Genomic DNA, 12,891 nt, shown 5'->3' with positions numbered 1-12,891 from the left:
GATAGGTCGAATCGATTCACCCGGGGAAAGCGGCCGGACACGCCATGTGAACGACGTGGCGTACGGGCCTCCGAGGTCCCGCTCTGAGGGGCGGGCGGAGGCGGGCAGAAACCCTCGGGGGCCATGCATGTCGGTCCAGGCACCCCATTGACCTTCGTCCCGGTGGGGCCTATGTTCATCGAATCGGTTCGACAAATCGATTCGACACGAGATCGAAACAATCCGGAAAAGTCCGTTGGCGGAAGGAAGACCCGATGAGATCAGCGGAATGGGGGCGGCGCGGCGCCGGAATGAGCCTGGTGATCTTCGTGCTCACGAGCGGTCTGGCCGCGTGTTCGTCCTCCGACGCCCCTTCCGGCGGAACCTCCGCCGACGCCTCCGGTGGCACCTACACGATCTGGGATCCGTATCCGCAGTTCGACGGCACCTCCGAGTGGGTGAAACTGCTCACCAAGTGCGGCACCGACGCGGGAGTCTCGGTCACCAGGACCGGTTACGACACCAGCGACCTGACGAACAAGGCCCTCCTCGCCGCCCAGCAGGGCAACTCCCCGGACGTGCTGATCGTGGACAACCCGGTGGTCTCGACGCTGGCCGAGGCCGGAGTGCTCAGCACGACCGAGGAGGCGAAGATCGACACCTCGGCGATCGACCCCAACCTCCTCGCGGCGGGCCAGAGCGGCGGCAAGACCTACGGGATCCCCATCGGGGCGAACACCCTCGCGCTCTACTACAACAAGGCGGTGCTGAAAGAGGCCGACGTCGACATCGACACCGTGAAGGACTGGGCCTCGCTCACCGCCGCGCTGGCCAAGGTGAAGGACGCCGGCAAGAAGGGCATCACCTTCTCCGCCATCGGCACCGAGGAGGGCAGCTTCCAGTTCCTGCCCTGGTTCTGGGGCTCCGGCGCGAACCTCACCCAGCTCGACTCCCCGCAGGCCGTCTCCGCCCTGGCGCTGTGGACCGACTGGCTGAAGAAGGGCTACGCCCCCAACTCGGTCATCAACAACACCCAGACCACCAGCTGGCAGGAGTTCGCGACCGGGGACTACGCCTTCGCCGAGAACGGCACCTGGCAGCTGGCCAACGCCAAGGAAGCCGGCTTCGAGTACGGCATCATTCCGATCCCGGCCGCCGACGGCGCCACCGCGCCCGCACCGACCGGTGGCGAGTTCGTCAGCGTGCCGGTGCAGAAGGACCCCGGCCGCTACGCTGTCTCCCAGAAGCTGGTGAGCTGCCTGACCAGCGCCGACAACTCGCTCACCACGACCACCACGCTGTCCTACATCGCCCCCACGGCGGAGGTTCAGGCCAAGCAGGTGGCCGCGACGGCCGACCTGAAGGTGTGGGTCGACGCGGTGAAGGCGGCGAAGGGCCGCACGAGCGACGACCTCGGCACCAAGTACCCCAAGATCTCGCAGCCGATGTGGACCGGGGTGCAGAGCGCCCTCAGCGGTTCGAAGACCCCGCAGGAGGCGTTCGCGGAGGCCCAGAAGGCAGCGTTCGCCGCCACGAACTGACCGCGTCGGAGACTCGGCGAAGGACGTCATGAACAACCCCACACAGACCGCGGCCTCCCGCTCTGTGCCCGAGCGTGGCGGGGTGGCGCGCGTCGCCGCCCCGCCACGCTCGCGTGACCGGCGGCCACGCTCCACCCAGTGGGCGGCCTGGGCGTTCCTGGCCCCGGTGACCACCTATCTGATCGCCTTCTATCTCTATCCGCTCTACCGCAACATCGACCTCAGCCTCCGCGACTACACGGTCCGCTCGTTCGTGCAGGGCGGGGCGGAGTTCAGCGGCCTGGACAACCTGCGCGAAGTGCTCGACGACCCGACCTTCGGGCCCGCACTCACCCACACCGTGGTGTTCACCCTGGTGTCGCTGGCCTTCCAGTTCGCCATCGGCCTGGCCCTGGCGGTGTTCTTCAGCCAGAACTTCAAGCTCTCGGCCACATTGCGCGCGCTGTTCCTGGTGCCGTGGCTGCTGCCCCTGATCGTGTCCGCCTCGACCTGGTCGTGGATGCTCAACAGCGACTCGGGCATCGTGAACGCGGCCCTGGGCTACGTGGGCCTGGGACCGGTCAACTGGCTCACCTCCCCCGACTGGTCGCTGGTCTCGGTGACCATCGCGAACATCTGGATCGGTATCCCCTTCAACCTGGTCGTGCTCTACAGCGGCCTGCAGGCGATCTCGCGCGACGTCCACGAGGCCGCCGAACTGGACGGAGCAGGCGGCTGGCAGAAGTTCTGGCGGGTGACCTTCCCTCTGCTGCGGCCGGTGTCCGCGATCACGCTGCTGCTGGGCCTGGTCTACACGCTGAAGGTGTTCGACATCATCTGGATCATGACCAAGGGAGGGCCGGCGGACTCCTCGACGACCTTCGCCACCTGGTCCTACCGGCTGGGGTTCGGCAACCTGCTGCCCGCCTTCGGGCCGGGCGCGGCGGTGGGCAACCTGCTCATCCTGATGGCCCTCGTCTTCGGCCTGATCTACATCCGCGTACAGCGAAGGCAGTCGCAATCATGACCGGCAAGAGGGTGTGGTGGAAGAGCGTCCTGGGAGTGGTCCTGACCGGGCTGATGCTGTTCCCGGTCTACTGGATGGTCAATGTCTCCTTCACCCAAGACCGGGACATGCGCAAGAGCCCGCCGCCCTGGTTCCCGTTCGACGGCACGCTGGACGGCTACCGGGCGGTCCTCGACCAGCAGATGCCCTACCTGGCGACCAGCCTGATCGTGGGCCTGGCCACGGTGGTGCTGACCGTGGCCATCGCCGCGCCCGCGGGCTACTCGCTGGCGAAGCTGCGTCCCAGGGGCGGCGGCGCGCTGAGCTTCGCGCTGCTGATCGCGCAGATGATCCCCGGAATCATCATGGCGATGGGCTTCTACGCGATCTATCTGAACCTGGGGGTCCTCAACTCGCTGCCCGGCCTCATCGTCGCCGACACCACGATCGCCGTCCCGTTCGCCGTGCTGGTCTTCACCGCGTTCATGTCCGGAATACCCCGGGAGATGCTCCAGGCGGCCACGGCCGACGGGGCGGGGCCGGTGCGTGTCTTCTGGTCGATCGTCCTGCCGGTCAGTCGCAACGCCGTCGTCACGGTCTCCCTGTTCGCCTTCCTCTGGGCGTGGTCGGACTTCGTGTTCGCCGGCACGCTCGACGGCGGTGGCACCCTGCGACCGATCACCCTGGGCATCTACCACTACATCGGTAACAACAACCAGCAGTGGAACGCCATCATGGCGACCGCGGTCGTGGCCTCCCTTCCGGCCACGGTGCTGTTGATCATCGCGCAACGCTATGTCGCCGCGGGCGTCACCGCCGGAGCGGTGAAGGACTGACCGCTCCTCGCCCCTTCCCGCGGCGGCCGCCAGGGGCCGGTCGCCGCGGGCCGCAGGCGTCACCGCCCTGCGGAACCCACATCGAGAAAGAGAGCCGACTCCTTGACCTCCTCCCCTCCCTGAAGAGAGGGGAGTCCCCACGGTCACCCGTGAGGGTTCCTGCTTCACCGCCAGTCGCCCGCGAGGAGGATTCCCCTTTGAGGTCTTACACCGGCTCCACAGGCGTTTTACCTCTCCGCCAGCCCGGCGGCGAGGATGTTCTTCGCGGCGTTGACGTCCCGGTCATGGGCCGCGCCGCAGGCGCACACCCAATCGCGGACGCCCAGCGGCATGGACCGCTGGAGGGCGCCGCACGCCGAACACAGCTTGGACGAGGGCAAGAACCGGTCCACGACCAGCAACTCCCGCCCATACCAGGCCGCTTTGCACTCCAGCATGGACCGCATCTGGCGCCACGAAGCGTCGGAGACGGCGCGAGCCAGGCTGTGGTTTTTCACCATGTTGCGCACGGTGAGGTCTTCGATCACGACCGTTTGGTTCTCACGGACGAGACGAGTGGTGACCTTGTGCAGATGGTCGCGGCGACGGTCGGCGATGCGAGCGTACACGCGGGCGAGGGTGAGTTTCGCCTTGGCCCGGTTCGCCGACCCCTTCTCTTTGCGGGAGAGGTTCCGCTGAGCCTTGGCGAGCTTCTTGCGGTCAGCCCGCTCATGCTCGGGGTTGACGATCTTCTCTCCGGTCGACAGCGTCGCCAACGCCGTAATACCCGCGTCCACCCCGACCACATTGGTCGTCGGGTCAAGCGGCCGGAGGCTGTCTTCGCACAGGATGGAGACGAACCAGCGGCCCGCCGCGTCCTTCGACACCGTCACCGTGGACGGCTGTGCTCCTTCGGGCAGTGGGCGCGACCACACGACGTTCAGCGGGTCGTTCGTCTTGGCGAGGGTGAGCTGCCCGTTCTGCCATCGGAAGGCGCTGCGGGTGTACTCGGCGCTGAGGCGGGACTTCTTGCGGGACTTGAACGCCGGGTACTTCGCCCGTTTGGCGAAGAAGTTCGTGAACGCCGCCTGAAGGTGGCGCAATGCCTGCTGAAGCGGCACCGAGGAGACCTCGTTCAAGAACGCGAGGTCGTCGGTCTTCTTCCACTGCGTGAGCGCGGCCGACGACTGCACGTAGGAGGTCTTACGGCCTTGCAGCGTGTAGGCGCGGGTGCGTTCTTCGAGGGCCTTGTTGTAGATCAGGCGCACGCAGCCGAACGTCCGGGCAAGCTCTTCGGCCTGCTCAGGGGTCGGGTGGAAGCGGAACTTGAACGCCCGCTTCACGGTCTGCGCCATGCCTCACATTCTAATGCAAGATCAGTTAACAGTGGACGTGTGTTCGATTCCAGATTCGTGTCGCATGAGGCCGCGTTTCCTCTCCGGCCTGAAGGCCGGAGTATCCACACTGGAGGTATTTGATGACCGTCGCCGCACCAGGCCCGGAGTTCTCCGTCCAGGAGATTCCCTTCAGTTTCCGAGGGTCCTGGTTCAACTTCTCACCCGTTATAGCGGAGAAGACCTACGCGGATGACGTGCATCTCGTGTCGCACCAGACGGGACTGCACCCGATCCTGCGGCTGATACCGACCACCGGGGGAGTACGCGCCGAGACGACCGTCGTGGCCACACCGCACCGGCTCACCTGGGCCCATGACAGCGGGCAGATGGAACTCGCCTATGAGCGGCCGGACACGGCGCGGCTACGAGGGCGAGGGCTCGGTCTGCGTCTCATCGCGGCCAACCCCGACCTGACCCCGTTCAGCGGGCCGTACCTCTATCGGGATCCGGTCGACGGGGCCCATGTCTTCACGGTCTACGAGACCGGGCGGCGCTACCGGGTCACCGTGTTGCGCGGTGACATGACCGGCTGCCCGGGGGTGCAGGCGCTGGGCTCGGCGGAGCGCGGCGTCGTGCTGTCCGGTGACGGCGAGCCGTGGGAGATCGCGATCGAGGAGTACGGGACCTCCCGTCCGCCGTACCTGTCGGCGGGCACCTTCGAGCAGGCGGTCAAGTCGGCGAGGGCCGATTTCGAGTCCTTCGCCGAGGCGCTCGCACCGTGGCGCGGCGCCGAGACGCCCGCCGCGGATCTGGCGGCCTACGTGCTGTGGTCGGCCACGGTGCGGCCGACCGGGTTCATCACCCGTCCCGCGGTGTTGATGTCCAAGCACTGGATGGACAAGGTTTGGAGCTGGGACCACTGCTTCAACGCGATCGCGCTGGCCGAAGGGGTGCCCGACCTGGCGTGGGACCAGTTCCGGCTCGTCTTCGACCACCAGGACGAGGGCGGTGCGCTGCCCGACTCCATCACCCACTCCGAGGTGCTCTACAACTTCGTCAAGCCGCCCATCCACGGCTGGGCGCTGCGCCACCTGCGAGAGCGCATGCCCCGGCTGCCCGCGGCCGAGCTGGCCGAGACGTACCGAAAGCTGGAGAGCTGGACCGGGTTCTGGCTGACCGCGCGCCGTGTTCCCGGGCAGGAGTTGCCGCACTACCAGCACGGCAACGACAGCGGCTGGGACAACGCGACCACCTTCGACCCGGAGCGGGTCGTCGAGACCGCCGACCTGGCGGCCTTCCTCGTGCTCCAGATGCGGGAACTCGCCCACCTCGCGGGAGAACTCGGGCTCGCCGAGAAGTCCGCCACGTGGTCCCAGGCCGCCGATCGGATCCGTGAGGCGCTCCTCGAAGAGCTCTGGGCCGGCGACCGGTTCGTCTCGCGCGGTGCGCACTCCAGGCGGACCTGGTCCAGCGACAGCCTGCTGGACCTGATGCCGATCGTGCTGGGAGCGGAGCTGCCGGAGCCGGTGCGCACCACGCTGGCCAGGAGGATCGAGACGCACCTCACCGCTTACGGGCCCGCCACCGAGCTGCCGACCTCGGAGCACTATCGGGACGACGGCTACTGGCGGGGGCCGATCTGGGCGCCCTCGACCGTCCTGATCGAGGACGGCCTGCGCCGCGCCGGTTTCGCCGAACTGGCCGACAAGATCAGTACGCGGTTCCGCGCGCTGTGCGAGAAGTCCGGCTTCGCGGAGAACTTCGACGCCCGAAGCGGTGCCGGGCTGCGCGACCGTGCCTACACCTGGACGGCGAGCGGCTACCTGATCCTGGCCGCCGCGCACGAACGACGCCGGTCCGGCGCTCTGCTCCCGGACGTGCCCCCGGCCGCCGGGTAGCCCTGGGGCGGTTCGTGTTCCCGCCGTCCCGCTCCGGCTGCCCACGGACGGTCGCTGGGGTCACAGGGCACGCAGGAAGTCTTCGAGGATCTCGTTGAAGACGTCGGGGCGCTCCATGTTGGGGTAGTGGGCGGTCCCTTCGACCGGGATCGTACAGCGCATGATCAACGAGGCCGCCGCCCGGAACCTGGTTGAGTCCGTCCCCAACCCGGCGCACAAGAGGTCCTCTCTCATCCGGCTGACCGAGGAGGGGCGGGTCGCCGTCACCGCCCTGATCGACCGCGAGCGCGCGCTTCGGTGCCGGTCACTTCGGTGGCCGGTTCGAAGCGCCCGATTTTCCGTCCGCACGGTGCCCGTCGCGTCTAGGGGCGTACCGGAGCGGGGCCGGTGCTGGCCCGCAGCGAGATCGACGGCTGCAGCAGAACCTGGCGCGGGGGAGCGTCCGGTGACGAGATCCGTTCCACGAGAAGCTCCACGGCCTGGGTGGCCATGGTCGCGACAGGCACGTCGGCTGAGGTCAGCGGCGGGTGGAAGTCCTCCGCCCATTGCCGGGCCACCACGCCGGTGATCGAGAAGTCGTCGGGCACCGCGAGTCGCCTGCCTCGCAGAGCCCGATCCACACCTGGCAGGGCGGCTTCGTTGAGCGTGACGACGGCGCTGACGGCCGGATTCAGGCGAAGAAGGTCCTCGACGCGTTCCTCGCCGGCCGTCGCCTCGTCCGGGCAGCACACCGCGGTGGCGCTCAGGCCGCGTTCGGTCGCCGCCGCGGTGAAACCGTCAAGAGCCCGGCGGGCGGGACCGTAACCGGCGGCCAGCAACTCCTGCGGCCGGTTGAGGAGCGCGACGGCACGGTGTCCGAGGTCGGCCAGGTGGTGGACACAGCGGGAGGTCAACGCCTCGTAGTCCACGTCCACCCAGCAGTCGGCCTGGGAGTCCGCGGTGTGACCGATCGTCACGAACGGCAGGCCGGACCGGCGCAGCCGGTGCGCTCGCGGATCCTCCAGCCGGACCTCCATCAAGACGACACCGTCGACCCGGCGGCTGCTCACCATCCGTTCGAACGACCTGTCGTGCTCGTCACCACTGGGTGAGAGCAGCACGTCGAGTCCGTGACGGCCCGCGGCCTCCACCACGCTCGCGACGAAGCCCAACTGCATGAAGGTGAGGTTCCGGCCGGCGGGCGGGACCACCAGCCCGAGCGTACGAGTGCGCCCCTCCGCCAGTGCCCGGGCGCTGGCGTTGGGACGGTAACGCGCCTCCGCGATCACTTTTTCGATCCGTCGACGGGTCGCCTCGGATACCGCCCGCTTGCCGCTCAGCGCGTACGAGACCGTGCTACGTGACACGCCGGCGCGCCTGGCGATCTCCCCGATGTTCACTGCGGCCTCCCCGTGGCACCGGATCGAGCCCGCGCCTTGCGACACCTGGTTCGAATCGATTCGATACGAGGCTATGGGCCGGAAAGGCCGGGTGTCAAAGCAGCTCAGCGTGCTGTGGCGAGGATGCGCCGTCTCTGGGAGGGAGGGGAGTGGGGTAGTGCGTCGTCGGCGACCTGGGCTCTCCGGCAAACGCCTCTCGCCGTTGGCCGGTCGGCCATCCGGCCTGGGGCACCACCTTGTGGAGGGGGCAGATGCCCCTAATCGATTCGTTGAACCGGCCGACAGATAACGTGCCTCGCGGAACTGTCGGGCGTCAACTCCTGACGGCGTTGACGGCTTCCGGAGCAGTTATAAATCTACATTGTAAAGGGAGTCGGTTGATTGAAAACCACTTCAAGATCAAAAACCAACCATCGGCCAGAGGAGAACGCAACGCGCCCGGTTGCGCCCGCTGCTCACTTGTCGATACCTCTTACGGTTGAGGGACGGCTGCCGGGGTCACCGTGCGTATTGCGTCGCCCTGCTTCCAGGAGGTGACGCCACTCGCCGTCCGCCACCGGGTCCTCGAAGGTCGCGGTCGTTTTCGGGCGGTTGGCCGCGCAGGGTGGCAGGTCGTCGGGTGGGGGTGGCTGGGGGGCGTCATGCGCACTTGGCGAGGATGTCCGTCCGGTTCAGCAGGCCGAGTAGGCGGCGTATGTCGATCGGTGCGTTGGTCAGGTGGGCCGTGCCGTCGCGGCACAGGTCGGTCAGCATGCGCAGGCCCGCGACGTCGACGAACTCCAGGTGTCCGATGTCGATGGTGAGGGTCTCCTCGGCGGTGCCGGCCTGGGTCAGGGTCCGGGCTGCCGCCTGGGTGTTGGTGGCGTCGAGTTCGCCGATCAGTTGGACTGTGCTTATGGGTGAGGTCAGGGTGTAGGTGATGCGCAGTGTGCGGTCGAGGTAGAGCACGGCGTCGGTCCAGTGTTCGCCGGATGTGGCCCGTTCGTGGCGGGGGGTGGCTTCACTGTCGGGCGTTCGTCGTGAATCGGTGGCCGGTGGGGTCGGCAGCCGGTGTTGCCGGGCGTGGAGGCCGATTGGTGTCGGCCGGTGGTGCACGACAGTCATGTGATCGATCCCTTTGTGTGCCCTGGTGCGTGCCGGTGGGCCTGGACGCCGTCCATATTACGTCGGAACAAAGATACATGAAAGATATTTCCGGTATAGTTCTTCGCGTGGTGGTGTCCATGGCTGACTGTTGCGTAGCGAGCCGCCCTGGCGAGGCCGAGAGGATATGACATGGCCGAGAACAGTCCCGATCGGCCTTCGTCCTCGTGGACCTTCCTGACCCATCATGCTCGGGTGTTGCTGGAGATCGCCCGTGACCCGCAGGTGCGGCTGCGTGACATCGCGGCCGTCATCGGTATCACCGAGCGTGCGGCCCAGGGAATTGTGACCGACCTGCACACGGCGGGCTATCTGACCCGCTCCAAGGTGGGTCGCCGCAACCACTACACGATCAATCCCGATCGGCGTTTCCGCTACCCCACCGAGGCGGATGTGCCCGTCGGTGTGCTGCTGGACATCTTCGCCCGTCACGATCAGGTCCTGTAGTAGGTCGGTGCCGCTGAAGGCCAAGGACGTCTCCGTCCCTCCCTGTCGGCCATTCGGGCTGGGGGGTGTTCGGTGGCCGGAAACTGTCGGTGCCGGGAGAGATGATGGGATCATGACCGACGCGCCCCCCAGCACTCTTCTCGCTGATCAGACCGCCTACGCCGAAGCCGTTCAGCTCGCTTTGGACGCCGCTGCGGCCTACTACGGTGACGGCACCTCCAGGTTGGACGACGACGCCTACGACCGGTTGGTCCGGGGCATCGAGGCTTATGAGGACGAGCATCCCGAGGAGGTGTTGCCGACCTCGCCGACGGGCAAGGTGGCCGGGGGTGCGGTGGTCGGTGATGTGCCGCACGCGGTGCCGATGCTCAGCTTGGACAACGTTTTCGGCGCCGGGCAGCTGGCCGACTGGGCCGCCTCGCTGGAGCGCAGGCTTGGGCGTCCGGTCGTGGCCTGGAGTGTCGAGCCCAAGCTCGATGGTCTGGCCATTTCGGCCCGTTATCGTCACGGCCGCCTGGTGCGGCTGGTGACCCGTGGCGATGGCACCGCCGGTGAGGACGTCTCCCACGCGATCGGCACCGTCGTGGGGCTGCCTTCCAGGTTGGCCGAGCCGGTGACCGTTGAGTTGCGCGGTGAGGTGCTGATGACGACGTCGCAGTTCGGGGAGGCGTGTGGCAAGCGGCAGGCGCATGACGGCACCACGTTCGCCAATCCGCGTAGCGCCGCCGCCGGGACGCTGCGTGCCCAGGACCGGCCGTATGTATGCGAGTTGACCTTCTTCGGCTATGGGGCGCTGCCGTATCCCGATGACGTCTCCGAGACGGCTGAGTGGTTGCGCGGGCTGCCGCACAGCGAGGTCATGGCGTGGGTCGCCGGGCAGGGGGTGCAGACCACCGCGGCCACCTCGGTCGCGGGGATCGTCGCCGAGACGTTGGAGGGGGTGCAGGAGCGGGTCGAGGAGATCGCCGCGGTGCGGCCGGAGTTGCCGTTCGGTATCGACGGCATCGTGATCAAGTGTGATCTCGCCGGTGACCAGGTGCAGGCCGGGTTCAGTTCGCGTGCTCCGCGGTGGGCCGTCGCCTACAAGCTGCCCGCCACCGAGAAGATCACCAAGTTGGTCGGTGTGGAGTGGAACACCGGCCGTACCGGCGTCATCGCCCCGCGTGCGGTGTTGGAGCCGGTTGAGCTCGATGGCAGTGTCGTCACCTATGCCACGCTTCACAATGCCTCCGACATAGCGCGTCGGGGTTTGATGCTGGGCGACAGTGTGACCGTCTACAAGGCGGGTGATGTGATTCCTCGGGTGGAGGCGCCGGTGGTGCATCTGCGCACGGGCGATGAGCGGCCGATCGAGATTCCGAAGGTCTGTCCCACCTGTGGTGATGCGATCGACACTTCGCAGGAGCGGTGGCGGTGTGTGCGTGGTCGCGCCTGCCGGGTGATCGCCTCCATCGGTTATGCGGCGGGCCGTGACCAGCTCGATATCGAGGGTCTGGCGGAAAACCGTATTCTGCAGTTGCTGAACGCGGGGTTGATCGCTGACTTCGCCGATCTGTTCTTTTTGACCCGTGAGCAGGTGCTGGGCTTGGAGCGGATGGGGGAGACGAGCACCGACAATTTGCTCGCCGCGATTGAGCGGGCCAAGGCGCAGCCGCTCAGCAGGGTGTTCTGCGCGCTGGGTGTGCGTGGCACGGGCCGGTCTATGAGTCGTCGTATCGCTCGGCATTTTGGCAGCATGGATGCCATTCGCGCGGCCGACGCGGGGGCGATCGAGGCGGTCGAGGGCATTGGTCCGAAGAAGTCGCCGGCGGTGGTGGCCGAGCTCGCCGAGCTCGCGCCGTTGATCGACAAGTTGGTGGCGGCCGGGGTCACCATGACCGAGCCGGGCTGGACGCCTCCTGTCGTCTTCGTCGCCCCTGTCGTGGCCGGTGTCGACGGTGGCGAGGTCGCCGCGCAGCCGGGTGGTGCGTCCGGGTTGCCGCTGGCGGGGATGTCGGTTGTGGTCACCGGCTCCATGAGTGGGGCTTTGGAGTCTTTGACCCGTAACCAGATGAACGAGTTGATCGAGCGTGCCGGGGGGAGGTCGTCCTCTGGTGTCTCGGCGAGGACGTCGTTGTTGGTGGCGGGGGAGAAGGCGGGTTCCAAGCGGGCCAAGGCCGAGAGTTTGGGGGTGCGGATCGTCGGTCCTGAGGAGTTCGCCGGTCTCGTCGGCCCGTTTCTTTGATCGGGGTCGGAGTGGGTTGGTGACGTTGTCGTGCGACCGCCTGGCTCATCGTCCTCTCCTGTTTGTACGGCCGTGGTCGTGAGGTGTTCGGTGTCGTGTTCGCCGGTGCGGGACTTGGTGTGCCGGGTGAAGGGCCGGCTATCGGGCGTCGCGCATTTTGAGGATGTAGGCCGCGGTGAGTGCGACGGCGTGATCTTCGTCGTGTGAGAGGTCGGTGAGGGCGTGTGAGGCGGTGGTCGCCGGGATGTCCGCGAGTGCCTGCGCGAGGCGTCGGCGTGCGGGCGATTCGGCGGTGCCGGGGCTGAGGCGGTCGACGAGACCGGTGGCGATCTGGTCGGCCAGGGCGGGGGTGCTTGCCAGGGTGCTCAGCGCGTCGGCCGCGTCGACGTCGTTGGTGCCTTCGACGACCATGTCGATGAGCGTGGGGACCGCCTCGGTCACGCCGCGTGTCCCCAGTGCCAGGGCCGCGTGCCGGCGGACCACGGGGTCGGGGTGGGCGAGGGCGTCGCGCAGCAGTGCGGTCGCCTGGGCGTCCGGGATCTCGGCGATGGACTGGACGGCGCGTTCGCGTACTTCGGCCACGGGTGAGTCGAGGCCTTTGGCCAGCAATGCGGTTCCGCTGTCGGCCGATCGCGCCAGGGCCCATCGGAGGGCTCCGGCGACGTTCGGGTCCTTTTCGCTGAGCGTCGCCTCGACCAGTGCTTCCACCGGCATCGATGCCTCTTCGGCCGAGGACAGGGCCGCGTGCTGGCGCTTGCCGGCGCTTTTTGATCCCAGTGCCTGAAGGAGTTCGACGATGTGGAGGACCTCCTTCCAGTCGGCGGGTTGGGCGGCGCCGATGCGGCGAAGTCGCGTGAGTAGCTCGGTCTGTCTCGTGATGCGTTCCTGGGTTTGGTCGATGAGGTGTTCGACGAGTTGTGCGGGGGTGAAGGCGGGGTCTTCGAGGGCGCGTCCGACGTCGTGCAGTGACAGTCCCAGCGATCGCAGGCTCTCGATGTGGAAGATGCGTTGGATGTCGGCTGCGGAGTATTCGCGGTAGCCGGCGCTGGTGCGGCCTGTTGGCCGCACCAGGCCGAGGGTGTCGTAGTGCCTGAGCATGCGGGCGCTGACTCCGGAGCGTCGTGCCACCTCACCGATCAACAC

General features: G+C 67.5%; 10 protein-coding genes and 1 pseudogene. 6 read left to right on the top strand and 5 right to left on the bottom strand.

Annotation, left to right across the window (positions count from 1 at the left end; genetic code table 11):
* The first annotated feature begins 254 nt into the window (after positions 1 to 254).
* From ACFY3D_RS34455 to ACFY3D_RS34445, 3 genes are read left to right on the top strand one after another with little or no spacing between them, the layout of a single operon-like run.
* Positions 255 to 1,520: an extracellular solute-binding protein gene (locus tag ACFY3D_RS34455; protein ID WP_389987553.1), complete on the top strand. Its 1,266-nt coding sequence runs from the start codon at positions 255 to 257 to the stop codon at positions 1,518 to 1,520.
* A gap of 28 nt (positions 1,521 to 1,548) precedes the next feature.
* Positions 1,549 to 2,526 carry a carbohydrate ABC transporter permease gene (locus ACFY3D_RS34450; RefSeq protein WP_389987550.1) on the top strand — a complete coding sequence of 326 codons (978 nt, stop codon included), beginning with the start codon at positions 1,549 to 1,551 and terminating at the stop codon, positions 2,524 to 2,526.
* Entirely contained in the window at positions 2,523 to 3,341 is an 819-nt protein-coding gene (locus ACFY3D_RS34445) for a carbohydrate ABC transporter permease (RefSeq protein WP_389778366.1), read from the top strand. The genes ACFY3D_RS34450 and ACFY3D_RS34445 overlap by 4 nt, the downstream gene beginning before the upstream one ends.
* Before the next feature lie 129 nt (positions 3,342 to 3,470).
* On the opposite strand, the pseudogene ACFY3D_RS34440 reads toward ACFY3D_RS34445, so the two are convergent.
* A pseudogene (locus ACFY3D_RS34440) lies at positions 3,471 to 4,675 on the bottom strand (RNA-guided endonuclease InsQ/TnpB family protein); the annotation flags it as partial.
* Between the two features lie 122 nt (positions 4,676 to 4,797).
* Here ACFY3D_RS34440 and ACFY3D_RS34435 point away from each other — a divergent pair.
* Entirely contained in the window at positions 4,798 to 6,555 is a 1,758-nt protein-coding gene (locus ACFY3D_RS34435; protein WP_389987547.1) for an amylo-alpha-1,6-glucosidase, read from the top strand.
* A gap of 60 nt (positions 6,556 to 6,615) precedes the next feature.
* On the opposite strand, the gene ACFY3D_RS34430 is transcribed toward ACFY3D_RS34435, so the two are convergent.
* The 3 genes from ACFY3D_RS34430 to ACFY3D_RS34420 all read right to left on the bottom strand — a co-directional run bounded on the left by ACFY3D_RS34430 (position 6,616) and on the right by ACFY3D_RS34420 (position 9,038).
* Positions 6,616 to 6,717, bottom strand: a complete 102-nt coding sequence (locus ACFY3D_RS34430) for an alpha/beta fold hydrolase (RefSeq protein ID WP_389987544.1) — start codon at positions 6,715 to 6,717, stop codon at positions 6,616 to 6,618.
* 200 nt (positions 6,718 to 6,917) lie between these two features.
* Entirely contained in the window at positions 6,918 to 7,934 is a 1,017-nt protein-coding gene (locus tag ACFY3D_RS34425) for a LacI family DNA-binding transcriptional regulator (RefSeq protein WP_389987541.1), read from the bottom strand.
* Positions 7,935 to 8,573: 639 nt separating this feature from the next.
* The gene (locus ACFY3D_RS34420; RefSeq protein WP_389987538.1) at positions 8,574 to 9,038 is read right to left on the bottom strand and encodes an STAS domain-containing protein; all 465 of its coding nucleotides are present in this window, start codon (positions 9,036 to 9,038) and stop codon (positions 8,574 to 8,576) included.
* 171 nt (positions 9,039 to 9,209) lie between these two features.
* On the opposite strand from ACFY3D_RS34420, the gene ACFY3D_RS34415 reads away from it, so the two are divergent.
* Both ACFY3D_RS34415 and ligA read left to right on the top strand, forming a co-directional pair.
* The gene (locus tag ACFY3D_RS34415) at positions 9,210 to 9,524 is read left to right on the top strand and encodes a helix-turn-helix transcriptional regulator (protein ID WP_389987535.1); all 315 of its coding nucleotides are present in this window, start codon (positions 9,210 to 9,212) and stop codon (positions 9,522 to 9,524) included.
* A gap of 112 nt (positions 9,525 to 9,636) precedes the next feature.
* Positions 9,637 to 11,748 (top strand): NAD-dependent DNA ligase LigA, encoded by a 2,112-nt coding sequence (gene ligA, locus ACFY3D_RS34410; RefSeq protein WP_389987532.1) that lies wholly within the window; start codon positions 9,637 to 9,639, stop codon positions 11,746 to 11,748.
* Between the two features lie 138 nt (positions 11,749 to 11,886).
* Here the strand turns inward: ligA and ACFY3D_RS34405 are convergent, their stop codons facing one another.
* Positions 11,887 to 12,891, bottom strand: a complete 1,005-nt coding sequence (locus ACFY3D_RS34405) for a HEAT repeat domain-containing protein (protein ID WP_389987529.1) — start codon at positions 12,889 to 12,891, stop codon at positions 11,887 to 11,889.

The organism is Streptosporangium sp. NPDC000509, assembly GCF_042898365.1.
In the GTDB taxonomy this organism is placed as follows: domain Bacteria; phylum Actinomycetota; class Actinomycetes; order Streptosporangiales; family Streptosporangiaceae; genus Streptosporangium.
This window is presented reverse-complemented; position numbering and strand designations above follow the sequence as displayed.

Bases quoted from the DNA above. Each gene is read 5' to 3' on its own strand.
- ACFY3D_RS34455 (WP_389987553.1), top strand. From the start codon at position 255: ATGAGATCAGCGGAATGGGGGCGGCGCGGCGCCGGAATGAGCCTGGTG.
- ACFY3D_RS34450 (WP_389987550.1), top strand. From the start codon at position 1,549: ATGAACAACCCCACACAGACCGCGGCCTCCCGCTCTGTGCCCGAGCGT.
- ACFY3D_RS34445 (WP_389778366.1), top strand. From the start codon at position 2,523: ATGACCGGCAAGAGGGTGTGGTGGAAGAGCGTCCTGGGAGTGGTCCTG.
- ACFY3D_RS34435 (WP_389987547.1), top strand. From the start codon at position 4,798: ATGACCGTCGCCGCACCAGGCCCGGAGTTCTCCGTCCAGGAGATTCCC.
- ACFY3D_RS34430 (WP_389987544.1), bottom strand. From the start codon at position 6,717: ATGCGCTGTACGATCCCGGTCGAAGGGACCGCCCACTACCCCAACATG.
- ACFY3D_RS34420 (WP_389987538.1), bottom strand. From the start codon at position 9,038: ATGACTGTCGTGCACCACCGGCCGACACCAATCGGCCTCCACGCCCGG.
- ACFY3D_RS34415 (WP_389987535.1), top strand. From the start codon at position 9,210: ATGGCCGAGAACAGTCCCGATCGGCCTTCGTCCTCGTGGACCTTCCTG.
- ligA (WP_389987532.1), top strand. From the start codon at position 9,637: ATGACCGACGCGCCCCCCAGCACTCTTCTCGCTGATCAGACCGCCTAC.